This is a genomic window from Pseudomonas ovata (assembly GCF_003131185.1).
Classification (GTDB): Bacteria; Pseudomonadota; Gammaproteobacteria; order Pseudomonadales; family Pseudomonadaceae; genus Aquipseudomonas; species Aquipseudomonas ovata.
Window position 1 is genome coordinate 1 of the sequence record NZ_QFFU01000009.1, and the last position, 16,480, is coordinate 16,480.

Consider the following 16,480-nt stretch of genomic DNA (forward strand, 5'->3'; position numbering starts at 1 on the left):
ATCCTCAACACCATTCGTTCGATTGCCGAGCAGACCAACCTGCTGGCGCTCAACGCCGCCATCGAGGCTGCACGGGCCGGTGAGCAAGGCCGCGGCTTTGCCGTGGTGGCCGATGAGGTCCGGGCCCTGGCCAAGCGCACCGCCGACTCCACCGCCGAGATCGACGGTCTGCTGGGCAATCTGGCGCGGCGCACCGCCTCAGTGGCGCAACAGATGCATTCGAGCCTGGAAGTGTCGCAACAGTCGGTGAGCAAGATCGGCCAGGCGCGCACCAGCTTCGGCCAGATCCGCGAGTCGGTGGACATCATCCGCGACATGAACACCCAGATCGCCACGGCGGCCGAAGAACAGCACCAGGTGGCCGAGGACATCAACCGCCACATCAGCCAGATTCATGGCGATGCGCAACTGGTGGTGGAACTGGCGCAATCGGCCCGCACCGACTCGCAGAGCCTGGCGTCGCTGTCCAATGAACTGGATAACCTGGTGCGCAAGTTCCGCACCTGAACACGTTCGCGATACCCGTAGGAGCGCGCTTGCCCGCGACCGGCTGCGTAGCAGTCGTAAAATTGTGGCGTTTCACAGATTTCTGCGAGCGCTGCGCACTCGGTCGCGGTGGTCCGGCATTCCGGCAAGCGCGCTCTCATCAAACACAAAACAACTTATTGATTTTATTGGCTATAAAATTCACACCTGTAGGAGCGCGCTCTGCCCGCGACCGGCTGCGTCAGCAGTCGTAAATTTTCAGCGTTTCCGAGATTTTGCGAGCGCTTCGCACTCGGTCGCGGGCAAACGCGCTCCTACCAGGGAGAGGGGCCGCTTGGGGGAGGCGTGGTAGTATGCGGCCACTTTTTTCCTGTCGACCGTCATGTCCCGAAAACCCCTCTTCACGCCGGCCTTCTGGCTGCAGCTTGTCAACCGCTTGCCGTGGCGCAACGCACCTGAAGCGGTAGCGCCCGATATCCCGCCGGCACCGGTTCAAGTCCCGGCGATTGAACAAGACTTTGCGCCCCCTCGCCCTTCAAGGCCAACGGCCAGAACCAAGGCCAAAACCAAGGCGTCGCCCGCTCCTGCAAAGCCCACGGCACCGGCCTGCCCGCATTGCAAGAAGACCATGATCAGCAAGGTCGCACGCACCGGCGCCAACGCCGGCGGGCCCTTCTGGGGTTGCACCGATTACCCGAAATGCCGGGGCATCCGCGCGATTTTTGCGCCATTGCCGTCAAGGCAAGGCTGAGGCTTCGGCACGCAAGCGTAGCGCCGACAGACGGTATGGCCCTGCATGCGCCGAGCACGTGCCGTGGGATGCGCTGACGCTCAGGCAGATGCTGGCGAAGCGCGCCGGTGCTGTGTGGCGTGCGCCAGTCAGTTTTCATCATTCATTTCATTTTCGGGTTGCCTTCAGCAGGTAGTCATAGGCCTGCTGGGGCGTGGTTAACAACATAGCTTCATCGTCCGAAATACGGATATCGAACTCCTTTTCAATTTCCATAATGATTTCCAGGAAATCCAGACTGTCAACATCAAAGGTGTCTTTGAATGATTTGGAAAAATTGTCTTTTAAATGAGCTTCATCGATGCCCAGTTTATCGACGATGATACTTATCAACTTGTCTTTTAGATCGTCCATGATCTGCATCCTTGCAGTGACTGTTTACATGTACCCTTAAGTCTAGCCCCTGCATGCCAGAAGCCGGATTGTTCAATGCCCCATTGACTTATCCATTTCAACGGCCTGAGGAGCGATTGATTCATTTACGGAATAAACCAGGCCGGGACCGCTGTACACCGCACTCACAATGCCATCCGCCAACGCCCCCCACGCCCCTGCTACCGCCGTATTGGTCATCACCACCAGGCTCAGCCCAGCCTGCGGATCAACCCAATAATGACAGCCATACAGCCCGCACCAGCCCCAGGTGCCGCGCCCTTGCACCTGCTGCGCCGCCACCGGATCGGTGAGCACCGCCGGCCCCAGGCCGAAGCCCCAGCCGGGGCCGCGGCTGGCCATGGGCAGCTCGCCCAGTGCATTGCCCAGCAGCGCGGCGGTGCTGACGGATTCAAGCAGCGGCGCCCCGCCCTGGCGCAGGCATTCGAGCAGGCGCAGGTAGTCGTCAGCGGTGCCAAGAAGGCCGGCGCCACCTGAGGCCCATGCCTGGGGCCGGTGGGCACGCCGGGCCGACAGGTGCGCCAGGCCGCTGTCGAGCCACAGGTTGTCGTAGTCAGCAATGGGTTGCGGTGCGCCGGGGGCATCCTTGTAAGGTTTGGCCAGCGGGCGTTCGGGGTCATCGACAAAGCCGGTGGCGGCCATCTGCAAGGGGGCGGTCACCCAGCGGGCGATGGCTTGCGCCAGCGACAGGCCGCTGGCCTTTTCGATCACCGCGCCCAGCACGTCGGTGGCCAGCGAATAGCCCCAGGCGCTGCCGGGCTCGAACCGCAAGGGCACGTGCGCCAGGCGTTGCAGGTTGTCCTCAAGCGTCAGTGGCGAATCATCCAGGCCATCGGACACGCCGGCCTGCTGGTAGGCATTGCCCGGCGCTTGCTCAAAGCCATAGCTCAGGCCACTGGTGTGCGACAGCAGCTGCCGCAGGGTGATCGACGCCTCGCGGCCATGGCTCAACCGCGGGCGAAAATCGGCCAGCCAGTCGCTGACCTGTTGCGGCAAGCCGAGGATGCCAAGCTCGCACAGGCGCAAGGCGACGACCGAGGTGAGCAGTTTGGTCAGCGAGGCCAGGCGAAAGCGCGTGTCGCGTGCCATGGCCAGGCTCGCCTCACGGTCAGCCCAGCCTCGGGCGCTGGCGTAGCGAACCTCACCTTCATGCGCCAGCAGCAGCACACCGCCCACGATCTTTCCGCTGTCGATGTGCTCGCGCCAACAGCGGTCCAGGCGCTGCAATGCCTGAGCCTCGCGCATCAGCACCCCCGCACCGCATGGCTGAAGATCTGCTGGTAGCCCTCAGCGCAGTGGCGCACCGGGTTGGTGTGCGAGCAGCCGTCGTTAAAGGCCATCTGCCCGATCAGGCGCGCGTCGCGCTCGTCGATGCCCAGCGCGGCCAGGGTGTGCGGGATGCCGACGTCTTCGCGCAGTTGCAACAACCAGTCGAGCACGCCCTTGAAGCCCAGCACCGGCAGGCGCAGGGCGTGCGCCAGTTCATCCATCGGCCGGTGCAGGACCGACTCGTTGGCCAGCAGCACGTAGGGCATCACGATGGCATTGAGCAAGCCATGGTGGTGGTCATACAGCGCACCCAGCGACTGGGCGATGGCGTGCACGCCACCCAGCCCGCGCTGAAAGGCCGCCGCGCCCAGGCTGGAAGCCACCAGCATCTGCTCGCGGGCTTCCAGGTCCTGACCATCCGCCACAACGCGTGGCAGGTGCTGCTGGAGCATCTGCAGGCCCTTGAGCGCCACGGCCTCGGCCATCGGGTGCCAGACCGGCGAGCACCAGGCCTCCAGGCAATGGGTCAGCGCATCCATGCCGGTGGCGGCGGTCAGGTGCCTGGGCAGGCTGAGGGTCAGGCGCGCATCAAGGATCGCCACCCTGGGCATCATGCGCAGATGCAGGAGGGTGCGCTTGACCCGGGCCTGTTCATCGGTGATCACCGCGGCGCGGCCGACCTCGGAGCCGGTGCCGGCAGTGGTCGGCAAGGCCACCAGTGGCGCGATGCCGTCGGGGTCGGCACGCAAGTGGTTGTCGCCGATGTCTTCGAAGTCCCACAACGGGCGCTGCTGGCCGGACATCAGCGCCACGGCCTTGGCCGCGTCCAGCGCCGAGCCGCCACCGAAGGCGATCACGCCGTCATGGTCGCCGGCCTTGTAGGCCGCCAGGCCCTCGGCAACGTTGCTGCCGGTGGGGTTGCCCTTGACCTGGTCGAACAGCGCGCAGTGGCCCAGTTCACGGCGGCAGTCGTCCAGTGCCTGCTGGATCATCAGGCTGGCACCCAGGTCACGGTCGGTGATCAGCAGCGGCCGGCGAATGCCGCTGAAACGGCAGGCGTCGGCCAGTTCCCGCGCCCGGCCGGCGCCGACGCGAATGGAGGTGGGGTAATGCCAGTTGCTGGTGTGCATGGGATCGTTCCTTTTAAAACCTGTAGGACCGGCTTCAGCCGGGAACAGACGACACCATTCCCGACTGAAGCGCATCGCCATCCGATCGGCCCTACACCAATGAGGGTGTGTGGATTTGCGTTGATCCGTTCAGAACTGCAGCCAGGCCGCCGGCAGCAGGCCCAGCAGCAAACGCAGGCCGAAGGCGACCATGAACAGGCCGGTGACGATGTCGATGGCCTTTTTCATGCGCTGGTAGCGGGCCTGGATGGCCGGGATGGAGAACAGCGTGGCCAGCAGCACGAACCAGGAAATGGCCAGTACGGCAATGATCGAGACACCGGCGGTGCGCACCCACATCGGCAAGCCCGGGGCGGCGACGGTGGTGAACACGCTGGTGTAGAACGCCAGGGCCTTGGGGTTGGTCATGTTGGTCAACAGGCCAAAACGGTAGGCACGGCCCAGGTTGCCGATGCCCAACGCCTTGATGTCACGCGGGGCCGGCGGGTTGCCGGCGTTGCGCAGGCTCTTGGTGCCCAGCCAGGTCAGGTAGGCGCCGCCGAGCAGTTGCAGCGCCGGTTGCAGCCACGGCAGTTGCTGGAAGATCAGGCCCAGTCCGGTGGCTGCCAGCAAGGCCCAAATGATGCTGCCCGAGGCCACGCCCAGGCCGGCGCAGATGCCTTGCTGGCGCGACTGGCTCAGCGACAGTTGGGTGATGACCAGAAAGTTGGGCCCGGGGCTGATGATCAGCACGATAAAGGCACCGGCCAGGGCGATAAGCAGGGTGAGTTCGTTCATGGGGACATTCCTTGTAGAGCGGTCGATAGAATCAGTGTTCAGTGGGTTACGGCACGCGCGGCGGCCAGGCTGGCCAGGCAGTCGCTGACCGCGCGCCGGGCTTGCAACGGCGCCAGGCACTGTGGGTCCGGGGTGGGCACGTAGTGGTTGTAAAAGGTGCTGCCTTCCACCGCCGGCCCCAGCACCCAGAGGCATGGGTGCGGTTGACCGTCGCTGCACAAGGCGCGGTTGCCAGGATCGATGGCGATGCCGTCGGCCGGGTATGGATGGGCGGCGTGAATCAGGCCCTGACGCAACAGGTCGGCCAGCAGCGCATGACGGTTATGCGCCAGGCCGCTGGAGCCGACCCGGGCCTGGACCAGGTGGTCGACCTCGATGACCGGGCCATGCGGGTCGTCCAGCGCCTGCAGCCAGACCCGGCCGCCCTCCTCGTGCGCCTGGGTGGGCGGCAGCACCTGGACCACGCCGGCGTCGATCAGGGCCAGCAAGTCTTCATGGCGCTCGTGTTGCGGCCCGCCGACCAGACGGTTGGAAACGCCGGCGTACAGCGTGTAGAACGCCAGGGTCGAGTGCGCCTGCAAGCCGTCATGGTCGACCACCGCCCGCAGCACGTCGCGGCAGTCGCGCCAGACCTCCAGCGCCTGGGTCAGCGGGCTGCGTGCCGGGCCCTGGCGACTGCGCAGCAGGTCCTGGGCAAGCCACTGGCGATACCAGCCGGCGTAGTCCTGCGGCATGCCCTTCCAGCGCTCGATGGCGTGCCAGTGCGCAGGCTCGAACGCCTCCCATTGTCGGGCCAGCCGGGCGAACAGCGCCTGCCGCTCAGGGGCCTCGACCGCCTGCTGCAAAGCGTGTTGCAGGTCGATCAACTGTGCAGGCCCGGCCAGTTGCGCGCAGGCCTGGTAGAACACCGCGCGCATTTCGTCCTCGATCAGCGGCAAGACGTCACGGCTGAAATCCAGCCGGCCATCGGTGCTGTGGCGGCGCAGTTGTTCAATCGCAGCCACCGTGAAATACCGGCGCGGCCAGGGTTGGCGCACCGAGCCGTCGTGCTGTGGCCGGGCATGAAACGGCCGGCCACTGCGCGAGTACAGGTACAGGCGCGGTTCACGGCCGCTGGGCAGGTAGCGCCAGCCGGCCAGGCTGTCATCGGCCACAAAGCGTCCGCCGCGCCCTTCGGTCAGGGTCGCCAGGCAGTCCATGGCGCTGAGCCCCAGGCCCTCGATAGCCACCCGCCGGCCGGGTTCTGGCGGCACCGGCAAGGCCTGCGCATGCCCGCAGGTGATGAACAGCGCAGCAAATGCATGGCGCTCACCGTCTGCTGTGCCCAGTTGCCAGCCCGCACCCGAGGGCTGGCCGCTGATCACCCGTTGCACCACATGCCGTACCTGCAGGCCAGGCGGACAGTGCCTGAGCAACCAGCGGTAGCTGTCTTGCAGGTAGCGGCCCAGCAGGCGGCGCGGCACGAAGTCGCCAAAGCCGATCGGACGACCCTGCCCGCTGTCGTCCAGGTGCCCGCGGGCATCAAGGCGCAGGTCGTGACCCTCGCACCATTGCAAGAAGGTCGGTCCTGGTGGCCGGGTTGCCGGGTGCGCGGTACAGAACGCCGAGAGCTGCCCGGCCATGGTGTTGAGCATCAGGTAGTCGGGCTGCTCGCTCAGGTGCAGGCCGCTGCCGGGCGTCTGGGGATCGAAAACGTCGATTTGCAATCTGTGGCCAGGGGCTTGCCGGTAAAGGGCGATGAATTGTTCCAGCACGCTCAGGCCGCGCGAGCCCATGCCGACGATGGCGATGCGCAAGGGTTCAGGTGTGGCCGCCGGTGCCGGCGCCCGTTGAGTGCCAAGGGTCATGGTGATCACCAGCGGCTGGATTCGAAGAAGAAGTTCGGCACCGGCAGTGCCCGGCCCTGCGCCAGCGCCTGGCGGTACACGCGCTGGCCGACCGCCAGGTCGAGCACGCCCAGGCCGAACGGCGAGAAGATCGTCGGCCGCGCCGGGTCCAGGGCAATTTCGCCGAGCATCAGTTGCGCCAGGGTGCCGGTGATGAACGAACGATCCTGGTATTCCTGCACCGCCAGGTGCGGCGAGGTGCCGGCCTTGAGGCAGTGCTCGACGTCGTCGAACAGGTTGTTGGCCTGGGCAATCAGGGCCGGTCCCAGGTCACGCAGTGAGATATTCAGCACCACTTGCCCAGGCTTCAGCACCGGTTCCAGCACATAGGGGCTGGGCGCGGTGGTGGCGAACGCCAGCAGGTCGGCGCCCAGGCTCGTGGCCAGGTCCTGCGCCTCGACGCGCAGGCCGTGTTGCCGATGGGCGTGATCGATCAGCGCCTGGGCAGAGTCGGCATGGCTGTCATGCACGCTGAGGCGCTCGAACTGCCAGCCATCGGCGACCAGCAGATCAAGCAGGGTGCGGGCGATGAAACCGGCACCGACCAGGGCCAGGTGGCGGGCGCTGCGTTGTTGACCGTTGATCCAGCGCGCCCCGAGCACGGCCGAGGCGGCGGTGCGCATGGCACTGATGCGTGATGCTTCCAGGCACGCATAGGCGTAGCCGGTGTGCGGGTCGTTGAGCAGCAGCACGGCCGAGGCGCGCTGCAGGCCAGCGTCGATATTGTCCGGAAAGCTGGAAATCCATTTGATCCCGATCACCGGCTGTTCGCCGTCAAGGCTGGCCGGCAGCGCAATGATACGGTTGGCCGGCTGCGCAGGAAAACGCAGGAAGTAGCTGTCGGGGTTGATCGTGCGCCCGGCCTCATGCTGCAGGTAGGCCTGGCGCACATCCTCGATGCACGCCTGGGGATCCGCCGCCAGCAGGTGCGCCACGCTTTCGCCGTCGACCACATGGAAAGACGGCTTTACGGGCCCGGCCTGAAGCGCAGGCGCCGGCCTGGAGCCGGGTTCCAGGTAGGTGGTGTGCTGCGGCTCGATGGGCAGGTCGGCCAGTTGCATGCCCAGCACCTCACGGCCAAAGCGTTGCTCGACCCAGGCATCGTCGTACAGGGTGTCGAGGTAGCGCTCGCCCCAGTCCGGCGACACTGCCACCACCACCGCCCCCGGTTCGATGCGCTCGCGCCACGCATGCACGGCGGCCACCACCGTGGCGGTCGAGCCGCCCACCAGCAAGCCGCGAGTGCGCGCCAGCAGGCGGGCCATGGCCACGGTGCGCGCTTCGGGGACCATTTCCAGGGCGTGAATACCGTCGGCGTCGAAGATTGGCGGCCGCTGGCTGGTGCCCAGCCCCGGAATGAAACGCCGCGCGGCCGGGGTGCCAAAGGTCACGGAGCCAACGCTGTCGACGGCGATGATGCGGGTACGCGGATGATGCTTGCGAAAGTACTGCACGCAGCCCATCAGCGTGCCGGTGGTGCCGGCGCCAACGAACAGGTAATCGACCTGCGCGAAGCTTTCACCGATCGAACGCGCGGTGGTCTGTGCATGGGCGCGCGGGTTGGCGGCGTTTTCGTACTGGTTTAGCCACACATAGCGAGGATCGCGCATCAACAGCTCGCGGATCAGCGCAATGCGCGTGCCGAGAAAACCGCCATTGGCATCGGCAGTGTCGACCTGGATCACTTCGGCACCGTAGCTGCGCATCAGGCCGATGCTGTGCCGGGCGCTGTTGGGATCGACCACGCAGGTAAAGCGCAGGCCACGGCTGGCGCAGAGCATGGCCAGCGCCACGCCCAGATTGCCCGAGGACGATTCGATCAGGACAGTGTCGGGCCGGATCAGGCCGCGGGCCTGCAAGTCGTCGACCAGAGCCGTGGCGGTCTTGAGCTTGATCGAGCCGGCCGGGTTGAACGACTCCATTTTCAGGTGAAAGTCAGGGCCGATACCGCTCACCTTGAGAAAGGTGCGGTCGTGAAGAATGTCGCCGAGGGTCTCGAACATGGTCATCACTCACTGGGCCCAGGCAACAGTCGGCGCCGGTACGGCGACGGCTTCGTGCAGGGCATTGGCAATTCGTTCGGCGCGCAGCGCCATCATCGAGAACGACTGGCTGTCGCTGATGCCGTGGCTGCGCTCGGAAAGGCCGTTGACCCACAGCTGCACATCGCATTGCCCGGTGGTGGCCACCCGGTAGTCGCGGTCGATCAGCAGACCGCCTTGCTCGTCGGCGGCCAGCCAGGGTTGCAGGCTGGCAAGTAACGGCGGCACGCGGTGTTGCTGGTAGCCGGTGGCCAGGACAATGGCGTCCACCTCCACGATGCGGCTGTGCTGGCTGAAGCGATCGGTCAGGGTGACGCGGTAGTGGTCACCCAGGTCCTGCACGTCACTGACCTGGTGGTAACCGTGGGTGTGCAGCCGCGAGCGACCGGCAATGGCGTCTTCGTAGGTCAGCGAAAACAGCTTCTGGCTTTCGTCCGGGTCGATGCCGGCGTAGTTGGTGGCGCGGCTGTAGTCGAGAAACTGCTGACGGGCCGCAGCGTCCAGGCCGTGGAAGTAATCGACGTGATCGGGACCGAACACCCGGTTGGGAAATTGCCCCAGTTGGGTGAGCTTGAAGCCGGCCGTGCGGTGCACCGAATGCACCTGCACGCCGGCATCACGGTCGAGTAGTTCCAGCACCGACTCGCTGGCGCTCTGGCCCGAGCCGATCACCAGCCAGCGTTTGGGCAGCGCGGCGCTGAACGCCTGCAGGCGGGTCAAAAACTCGCTGGTATGAAAGACCCGCGGGCCCAGTAGCGCCGCAAAGCGCTCGGGCACCTGCGCTACGCTGCCGCTGGACAGCACCAGATGGCGCGTGCTGAACACTCCGTGTGGCGTTTGCACCTGCACGGCCTGCAAACGACCCTTGTCGATCACCGGCAGGATGTCGCTGGCCGGGGTATTGAAGTGGGTGCCGGCGTCGACTTGCGCTGCGACCCAGGCCACGTAGTCTGACCATTCATGACGGCTGGCCGGGCGACCGAGCAGGCCGAACTCGAACATCCGGCCCTTGGCCTTGAGGTACATGGCAAAGGAAAAGCGGCTGCGCGGGTTGCGCGGCGTGACCAGGTCGCGAAACACATGGTGGTTGATGTCGGTGCCGGCCAGCAGCAGCTCGCGGTGCCATTGGGTGTCGGCGGCGCGCTCCAGAAAGCGCACGTCCAGGCGACCCAGCGGGTGGCCTTGTTCGCGGGCATCCTCGAAGACGCAGGCCAGGGCAATCCCGGCCGGCCCAAAACCGATGCACACGGCATCGGACGCAATGATGTGATGACCCATGAAAGTCTGTCCTTGGTGGGGTGGGTAAATAACGGTGTCGTGTCCATTGGCGGCTGAAACAGGTCGCTGCCCGGCCGCGCCGACTGTGCTCAGGTGTCGGGCCAACGCTCCAGGCCCTGCGGCCCGACCCGCCAGAGGCGATTGCGCACGCTATGGCATTCGCCCTGATCGAACGTCATCGGCCCCAGCGGCGTGCTGAACCGTCCATGCCGCAAGGCTTGCAGCAAGGCGGCGCGATCGGGCCACGCGCGCCCGGCCAAGGCCGCGAGTACGTGCAGCAGGCGCAGGCTTTCGCGGTAGTAAGTCTGTGGCGGCGCCCCGAACAGCGCCTGGTGCTGGCGCGTACCAGGGCAATCGCCCGGGCCATCATCGAAGCCGATCACGTAGGTGTCGCGGTCATGGGCGGCGGCGTAGCCCAGGTGCGGTGAAGCGGCATCATCGGTGAGCACCAGCGGTCGGCGGCTGCCTGCCCGGCGCCGGGCCTGCCAGTGTTCGCGGCTGGGCTTGAGGCGCCCGGCGAAAATTTCCACCTCGGCCTGCTCAGGCATTTCGACCTGCTTGAGCCCCTGCTCGCTCGCCTGCCGGGCAATCGCCGCTGCCAATGCCTGGCCATGGGCGCTGTCATCGGCATCGATGTGCAGGCGCTGCCAATGCCGGCCCTGCAACCAGGCCAGCAGGTCAGCGGCCAGTTGCCGGTCGCAGGCACAACCGCGCATGACATTGTCGTGCTGCGTCAGGGCGTCCACCGTGGCGGCCGGGGTCAGCAAGGCAATGTCGGCCTGGCGATACAACGGTGCAGCCGCCAGGGCGGCGTCGGAAGAAAAGTGCCCGAGCACCACATCGGCGCCCCAGGCAATCATCTGCCGGGCCACTTCGGCGCCACGCTGCGGGTCGGCACCATCGTCAAGCCAGTGCCAGCGCACCCTGTGCAGCGCTGGCAGCTCATTGCGCGCCACGGCCATGGCACGCAAGAAAGTGCGTGCATGCGGGGTGACCGCCGGGTCGAACACGGCACTGACCCCGACCTGCAAAGGCCTTGGCCACGCGTTATCACTGTTCATGACCGTTTCCTTGTTGCAGATCCGCTGGCTGGATCCTGTGCAGGGCACGCCGTGCGCACAGCGCGGTCCATGGCGACGCCATGCCGGGGTCGCCGGTGGTCAGGTAGCGGTTCACCTGCCGGCCGGCAATGTCGGCAATGCCCGGCGCGAACTTGAAGCCCAGCCCGGACAACCCGCAGGCCACATACAGGCCACGCTGATCGTCGACAAAGCCCAACAGCGGTCGACCATCGGCGCTGTAGCTGTCGAAGCCGGGCAGGATGTCGAGCACCTGCGCCTGGCCGCCGCCGGCCAGTTGCGTCACGCGCTTAAGGGCGTCGTGGTAATGCCGGGCGTCGGGGGGCGCCAGGTCTTGCGGCCACGCGGCCCGGTCGCGCAGGCCGCAGCCGCTCTGCACGATATGGCGGCTGAGGGGGATGGCGTAGCTGGCGCTGGGCGCATCGATCACCGGCAGCGACCAGCTGCGTTCGGTCAACACCCGGGCCAGCGGAATGCTGCGGCTTTCGAGCGCCAGCGCCGGCAACAACCGACGGGTCCAGGCGCCGCTGGCCAGCACCACGACCCGGCAGCGCAGGCGCGCCTGGCCCAAGTGAATGCTGGCCGAGCCGTCGGCCTGCCAGTCGATGGCCTGCACCTGGCAATGCTCCAGCACCAGGCCCTGACTGCGCAGCACACCGCACAAGCGTGCCGTGGCCTGGCGTACGTCACCGACACAGGCATTGGGCTCGAACAGGTCGAGCCGGTCGTCGCGGCGGGCATACAGGCCGTGGCCTTGTAGCCACTGCATCGGGTACTCGGCACTGGCGTGGCAGTCGATGGCCGCTTGCAGGTCGGCCTGCTGATCCACTCCGGCGCGGTACAGCACGCCGGTGCAACGTAGCGCCTGGGTGTAGGTGGTCGCGAACACCGGGCTGCGCATCACCTGCAGAGAATGCGCGGTAAGTTGCATCAGCAATGGGTCGGCGTCATACAGGCGCACCAGCCCGCCGGACCAGGCGCTGGCGCCCAGGCTGGCAACGCTGCCCTGTTCGAGCAGCGCCACGGTCAGGCCCAGGCTGGTCAGGCGCGCCGCAATGCTGGCGCCGACGATGCCGGCGCCAATCACGGCGACTTGATAATCGATGTCCATATCAGGTGCGCTCAGATGGAATAGTCGACAGCCGGCCCGGACAACACCGTGGCGGTAATCCGGTCTTCAGGCAGGCCATAGGCGCGGATCAAGTGGGCGGCGGTGCCCGGGATCAGGCTCTTGCCCATCACCGCGATCAAGGCGGCCAGGTGGCTGACCGGACGGCCTTCGGCCAGGCGCGTTCGGGCAATGGCAATGGCATCGAGCAGCACCTGGGCCATGTGCCGGATCGAGAAATGCTTGAGCTCCGAGGCCCTGCACCATTGCAGGCGCAAGGCTTCGAGCAAGGCGGCGTCCGCCCCGCAAAAGCCGCTCCACCAATGATCATGCTGGGCAGGACCGGCCTGCAGCAGCCTGGGGAAGAACTCACCGAACACTTCCTGGCGCCAGGCCTGGAACGTCGCCAGGCGGAAATCACCTTCGCTCTGTTCCGGGGCGATGCTGGCCAGATACAACCGGGCGCTGTCCGGGCAGGCTTCGCGGGCCAGGTCGGCGACCCAGATGGCATGGTTGCGGCTGGTCGACAGGTTCAGGCCATCAAGGGTGAGGAACTGGTTGGGCACGAAATGCTGCCGCACGCGCAAACCCTCGTGGGCGGCCAGTTGCGCCGGGTAGACGATGCAATGGCTGAACACGCAATCGAAACCGAGAAAATTGACCAGCGTGCCCTGCCCCGAGCGCCAGTACTGATTGAAAAGCTCCGGGTTGCCGATGCGGTCGGCGTATTCACGGAAGGCGGCGATGTAGCCGGCCAGGCCCATGAACCAGGTGTGCACCCGGCACGAGCCGTCGGCGGCCAGGTCCAGCCCGCCGTCATGCGGCCGGGTCACACCCCAGTCATGCAGGTGTTCGAGGGTGTCGCGCAGCCAGCCGTTGAGCGGCTCGCGCCACGACCGTCCAAGCAAGGTGTCACGCAGGACCGGCTTGAAATCGGCCAGCTTGAGAAACGCTCGGTGCGTAGGTTTCAGGTGTGGCGCCTTGTGGCACAGCTTGCAGTACAGGCCGCTCATCAACGCTGCATCCGGGGCCTGGGCGCAGTGTTCGCACTGGCTGGGGTCCGAGTCATGACCGCAGTAGTTGCACAGTCCACGGGCAAAGGCTTCATAGCCCCATTTGTCGCAGTCGGCGCAGTAGGGTTCGTCGCTGTCACGAAATTCGATGGCGCCGGCGTCGCACAATTTATCGAACACTTCGCTGACCGCCTGGTGGAACCAGGGGTTGTCATACGGGCGCATCCAGTTGTCCGGCTGAATGCCCACGGCCGCCAGCGAGGCTTCGATGCGGTCGGTGTTGCGCCGTGCCAGCTCGATCGGGTCGACGCCCTGCTCCAGCCCCTTGCGCAGCATGTAGGACTGGTAGTCGTCGGAATAGGACAGCAGCACGCACTCATGACCGCGCTGGCGCTGCACCCGGGTGAACACGTCGGCGCCCAGGAAGGGACCGGCGATGTGGCCGATGTGCAGGTCGCCGTTGGGCGTTGGCGGGGTGATGGTGACAATGAACTTAGCCATCGAGGCACCCCGTCGTGTCCGTGTGACGAGCGAGGAAGTCGTTGACGTGGTTCAGGTCCCACCAGATCACGTAGAAGTGAAAGTCGTCGTCGGAATCATTGATGACGTAGTGGTGGGTGTGCTTCGGAATGGCAGCAATGTCGCCTTGGGTAAAGCTCATTTCCCGGTCGCCGATCACCAGCCGTGCCGTGCCCTGGATGGCGATGAACAATTCCTGGTCGATCTGCGTATGGGTGGCGCTGGTGGTGCCGGGGCGCACCACGCACCAGCCGCCACCAAACGGCATCGGATAGCCTTCCCAAGGCAGCAGACGGCTGCCGTCCAGGCCGTATTCGTGAACCAGGGCGTCAAAGCGCGTCTTACGGTAGATATCGAACGGTTCCATGCTCAAGCCCGTGTGTGGTTGGTGGCCAAAGCATGAAATGTGCGACGTAGACGCGCTATCGGATCCCCGGATAGCTCAGGGGTGACGGATCAAGGAATTCAATCGATGACCTTTTATCGTTACACCTGAACTGTATCGGTTCTGTCGATTGTCTGTATTGATAGCCACCATTTCTGGTGATCGGGGGGCCTCTCTAGAATGGCGGCACAGGCAAAGCAAACCCAAGACTTTGCACAGATGATGCAGTGGAGAACCCCATGAAATATGTAATTTTTGCGGCCCTGTCGATGTTCAGCGTAATGGCTTCGGCCAATACCGATACATCTGCGCAGCCGGTCGATGTCCAGCAGTACAGCTACAACCAAAGGCTCGATGTGGCCAAAGTGATCAGCATCGACGCAGCCGACTCCGACCTGTGCGAGCCCGTGGCGGCCAGCATGGTCTACCTCGACAGCCAGGGTGTTGAGCATGAACTGCACTACTCGCGCTTGAGCGAAACCTGCTCGACGCATGGTTGATCGCGCCATGAACGACAAGGCCGCCGAGCATCGGGTTCAGGCGGCCTTCTGGTTTTTACTGCACGTGCTCACTCCTTGCCGACCCGTGCCATGAATTGCGCAAAGTCAGCCGCAATCACCTGTATGGACTCTTGCGGCTCGATTGCACTGAACCAGACCACAGGCCAGGGTGGCGCAGGCCCTCTCAGATCGAAGGCCATGAAATCGCCCACGCCATTGCTGCCAAAGACAAACAGGCCCGGCAGCGTTTGCTCATGAAACGCAATATTTTCGGGGTCTGCTGCGCACTGCGCCGAATCGAGCACCAGGATAAGGGGCATGACTTCCAGCGGCCCTTCACCGCCGTTACTGAATGCCAGTAACTGGTAGTACTGCTCCGGCAATACCTGCGGCGCCACCTCTCGCAACCTGGCCAGCGCCTCTTGCGAAGCACCGCTGACACCGTGCCACTGCCCGTCGATCATCACTGTCAATTGCTCCACTCATCGATCCTATGGCCATGATGCGAGAAAACGGGGTCGTTTCTCTCGTCGGCGTCCGGCACATTGTGCATGAGGCTAGCAGGCTACACCGCCCTCATTGCATTGGACGAGGCCAGGCGGCGATCAGGGTCAGCAATAGCAGTACCAGAATCGCCGGGGCAAAGGCGCCCGCGCCCAGGCTTTGCAGCAGCCAACCGCCCAGCAACCCTCCCCCGGCAATCGCCAGGTTCCAGGCGGTGACCAGCATTGACTGGGCGACATCAGCCGCAGGCCCCGCACGCCTGGCCAGCGCTGTCTGAAACAATGTGGCGGCCCCACCGAATGCCAGCCCCCACAGCGCAACAGCCAGGTAGATGATCCAGGGTGCCTGACCTGCGACACCCAGCAGCACGGCTGCCAGAGCGAACACCCCGATGCTGCTCAAGGTCATTACGCGCAAGTGACGGTCGATCAAGACACCCACGATCCAGATGCCTGGCAATGCCATGATCCCGAACACCAACAACACCCGCTCGGTCTGCGCGCCCATCGAGGCGTGGGCCAGGAAGGGCGCGATGTAGGTGTAAAGCAGGTTGTGGGCCAGCACATAGCCCAACACCACGCACAGCACCGGGCGTATGCCGGGGCGCTTGAGCACCTGCCGCAGCGACAGGCGCGCGCCGCCGGGAACGCTGGCAAAGTCGGGGAGCCGCAGGCGAATCCAGACCATCAGCAGCAACGCCAACACGCTCATCAGGCCAAAACACAAGCGCCAACCCAGCAGGTTGCCCAGCCAGGTGCCGGCCGGCACGCCCAGAGACAGCGCCAGTGGCGTGCCGACCATGGCAATGGCGATGGCGCGCCCTTGCTGGTGCGGCGCTACCAGCCGGGCAGCATAGCCGGCCAGTAACGCCCAGAGCAGACCGGCCGACACGCCGGCTATCAGGCGTGCCAGCAGGCTCAATGCGTAACTGTCCGACAGCGTTGTCACGGTATTGGCGAGGGCAAAGCCGAATATCGCTGCCAGCAACAGCGGGCGACGATTGAGGTGCTGGGTCATGGCGACCAAGGGAATGGCGGCCATCAGCGAACCCAACGCATAGACGCTGACCCATTGTCCGGCCAGCGCTTCGGACACCTGCAGATCAGCGCTGATCCGAGGCAGCAGGCCGGCTGGCAGGGCTTCGGTCAGGATCGTGATGAAGCCGGCCAGGGCCAAGGCCAGCAAGGAGGAAAGTGGCAGCGGCGCGGCCCGTTGGCGGGCGTCGCTGTGCAGTGGGTTTGTGAGCGTAGGCGGTGTCATAAGGACCTGTCGTTAAGCCATGAAAACAGGGGCTCACCTTAAGCAGGTCATCATGACTGGA

The 16,480-nt window shown here is 65.2% G+C and carries 15 protein-coding genes and 1 pseudogene; 3 read left to right on the forward strand and 13 right to left on the reverse strand.

Going from position 1 to position 16,480, the window contains the following annotated elements:
• Window positions 1–507: methyl-accepting chemotaxis protein (locus DGA31_RS13960; RefSeq protein WP_241509587.1), on the forward strand; the 507-nt coding region annotated here is incomplete at its 5' end.
• A 505-nt stretch (window positions 508–1,012) separates the two neighbouring features.
• Window positions 1,013–1,237 (forward strand): annotated as a pseudogene (locus DGA31_RS30765) (restriction endonuclease); the annotation flags it as partial.
• Between the two features lie 147 nt (window positions 1,238–1,384).
• Here DGA31_RS30765 and DGA31_RS13970 read toward each other — a convergent pair.
• From DGA31_RS13970 to DGA31_RS14020, 11 genes are all read right to left on the reverse strand, one after another.
• Window positions 1,385–1,630 (reverse strand): acyl carrier protein, encoded by a 246-nt coding sequence (locus DGA31_RS13970; RefSeq protein ID WP_206606838.1) that lies wholly within the window; start codon window positions 1,628–1,630, stop codon window positions 1,385–1,387.
• Window positions 1,631–1,702: 72 nt separating this feature from the next.
• Window positions 1,703–2,920, reverse strand: a complete 1,218-nt coding sequence (locus tag DGA31_RS13975) for a serine hydrolase domain-containing protein (RefSeq protein ID WP_161959189.1) — start codon at window positions 2,918–2,920, stop codon at window positions 1,703–1,705.
• Window positions 2,914–4,068, reverse strand: coding sequence for an iron-containing alcohol dehydrogenase (locus DGA31_RS13980; protein WP_109512940.1), 1,155 nt, complete (start codon window positions 4,066–4,068; stop codon window positions 2,914–2,916). The genes DGA31_RS13975 and DGA31_RS13980 overlap by 7 nt, the downstream gene beginning before the upstream one ends.
• 129 nt (window positions 4,069–4,197) lie before the next feature.
• Entirely contained in the window at window positions 4,198–4,845 is a 648-nt protein-coding gene (locus DGA31_RS13985; protein ID WP_056839700.1) for a LysE family transporter, read from the reverse strand.
• A gap of 38 nt (window positions 4,846–4,883) precedes the next feature.
• On the reverse strand, window positions 4,884–6,692 hold the full coding sequence (locus tag DGA31_RS13990; RefSeq protein WP_109513066.1) for an FAD/NAD(P)-binding protein: 1,809 nt from the start codon (window positions 6,690–6,692) through the stop codon (window positions 4,884–4,886).
• Window positions 6,693–6,697: 5 nt separating this feature from the next.
• The gene (sbnB, locus tag DGA31_RS13995) at window positions 6,698–8,734 is read right to left on the reverse strand and encodes a 2,3-diaminopropionate biosynthesis protein SbnB (protein ID WP_109512941.1); all 2,037 of its coding nucleotides are present in this window, start codon (window positions 8,732–8,734) and stop codon (window positions 6,698–6,700) included.
• Window positions 8,735–8,743: 9 nt separating this feature from the next.
• Entirely contained in the window at window positions 8,744–10,051 is a 1,308-nt protein-coding gene (locus tag DGA31_RS14000) for a lysine N(6)-hydroxylase/L-ornithine N(5)-oxygenase family protein (RefSeq protein WP_109512942.1), read from the reverse strand.
• A gap of 89 nt (window positions 10,052–10,140) precedes the next feature.
• Complete coding sequence (locus tag DGA31_RS14005; RefSeq protein ID WP_109512943.1) at window positions 10,141–11,112, reverse strand: ABC transporter substrate-binding protein; 972 nt, start codon at window positions 11,110–11,112, stop codon at window positions 10,141–10,143.
• Window positions 11,102–12,241, reverse strand: a complete 1,140-nt coding sequence (locus DGA31_RS14010; protein ID WP_109512944.1) for an NAD(P)/FAD-dependent oxidoreductase — start codon at window positions 12,239–12,241, stop codon at window positions 11,102–11,104. The genes DGA31_RS14005 and DGA31_RS14010 overlap by 11 nt, the downstream gene beginning before the upstream one ends.
• Before the next feature lie 11 nt (window positions 12,242–12,252).
• Window positions 12,253–13,752: a methionine--tRNA ligase gene (locus DGA31_RS14015; protein ID WP_056839696.1), complete on the reverse strand. Its 1,500-nt coding sequence runs from the start codon at window positions 13,750–13,752 to the stop codon at window positions 12,253–12,255.
• The gene (locus DGA31_RS14020) at window positions 13,745–14,137 is read right to left on the reverse strand and encodes a cupin domain-containing protein (protein ID WP_056839695.1); all 393 of its coding nucleotides are present in this window, start codon (window positions 14,135–14,137) and stop codon (window positions 13,745–13,747) included. Before DGA31_RS14020 ends, DGA31_RS14015 begins: the two co-directional genes overlap by 8 nt.
• Window positions 14,138–14,394: 257 nt before the next feature.
• Here DGA31_RS14020 and DGA31_RS14025 point away from each other — a divergent pair, with 257 nt between their 5' ends.
• The gene (locus tag DGA31_RS14025) at window positions 14,395–14,655 is read left to right on the forward strand and encodes a DUF2790 domain-containing protein (protein WP_109512945.1); all 261 of its coding nucleotides are present in this window, start codon (window positions 14,395–14,397) and stop codon (window positions 14,653–14,655) included.
• Between the two features lie 68 nt (window positions 14,656–14,723).
• Here the strand turns inward: DGA31_RS14025 and DGA31_RS14030 are convergent, their stop codons facing one another.
• Window positions 14,724–15,137, reverse strand: coding sequence for an SMI1/KNR4 family protein (locus tag DGA31_RS14030; protein ID WP_152035035.1), 414 nt, complete (start codon window positions 15,135–15,137; stop codon window positions 14,724–14,726).
• Window positions 15,138–15,231: 94 nt separating this feature from the next.
• Window positions 15,232–16,419, reverse strand: coding sequence for an MFS transporter (locus tag DGA31_RS14035; RefSeq protein ID WP_109512946.1), 1,188 nt, complete (start codon window positions 16,417–16,419; stop codon window positions 15,232–15,234).
• Window positions 16,420–16,480 lie beyond the last annotated feature (61 nt).

Excerpts from the sequence above, each read along its gene's own strand:
- DGA31_RS14025 (WP_109512945.1), top strand. The coding sequence starts at position 14,395 with ATGAAATATGTAATTTTTGCGGCCCTGTCGATGTTCAGCGTAATGGCT.
- DGA31_RS13980 (WP_109512940.1), bottom strand. The coding sequence starts at position 4,068 with ATGCACACCAGCAACTGGCATTACCCCACCTCCATTCGCGTCGGCGCC.
- DGA31_RS14005 (WP_109512943.1), bottom strand. The coding sequence starts at position 11,112 with ATGAACAGTGATAACGCGTGGCCAAGGCCTTTGCAGGTCGGGGTCAGT.
- DGA31_RS13970 (WP_206606838.1), bottom strand. The coding sequence starts at position 1,630 with ATGGACGATCTAAAAGACAAGTTGATAAGTATCATCGTCGATAAACTG.
- DGA31_RS13985 (WP_056839700.1), bottom strand. The coding sequence starts at position 4,845 with ATGAACGAACTCACCCTGCTTATCGCCCTGGCCGGTGCCTTTATCGTG.
- DGA31_RS14000 (WP_109512942.1), bottom strand. The coding sequence starts at position 10,051 with ATGGGTCATCACATCATTGCGTCCGATGCCGTGTGCATCGGTTTTGGG.
- DGA31_RS13990 (WP_109513066.1), bottom strand. The coding sequence starts at position 6,692 with ATGACCCTTGGCACTCAACGGGCGCCGGCACCGGCGGCCACACCTGAA.
- sbnB (WP_109512941.1), bottom strand. The coding sequence starts at position 8,734 with ATGTTCGAGACCCTCGGCGACATTCTTCACGACCGCACCTTTCTCAAG.
- DGA31_RS14020 (WP_056839695.1), bottom strand. The coding sequence starts at position 14,137 with ATGGAACCGTTCGATATCTACCGTAAGACGCGCTTTGACGCCCTGGTT.
- DGA31_RS14010 (WP_109512944.1), bottom strand. The coding sequence starts at position 12,241 with ATGGACATCGATTATCAAGTCGCCGTGATTGGCGCCGGCATCGTCGGC.
- DGA31_RS14015 (WP_056839696.1), bottom strand. The coding sequence starts at position 13,752 with ATGGCTAAGTTCATTGTCACCATCACCCCGCCAACGCCCAACGGCGAC.
- DGA31_RS14035 (WP_109512946.1), bottom strand. The coding sequence starts at position 16,419 with ATGACACCGCCTACGCTCACAAACCCACTGCACAGCGACGCCCGCCAA.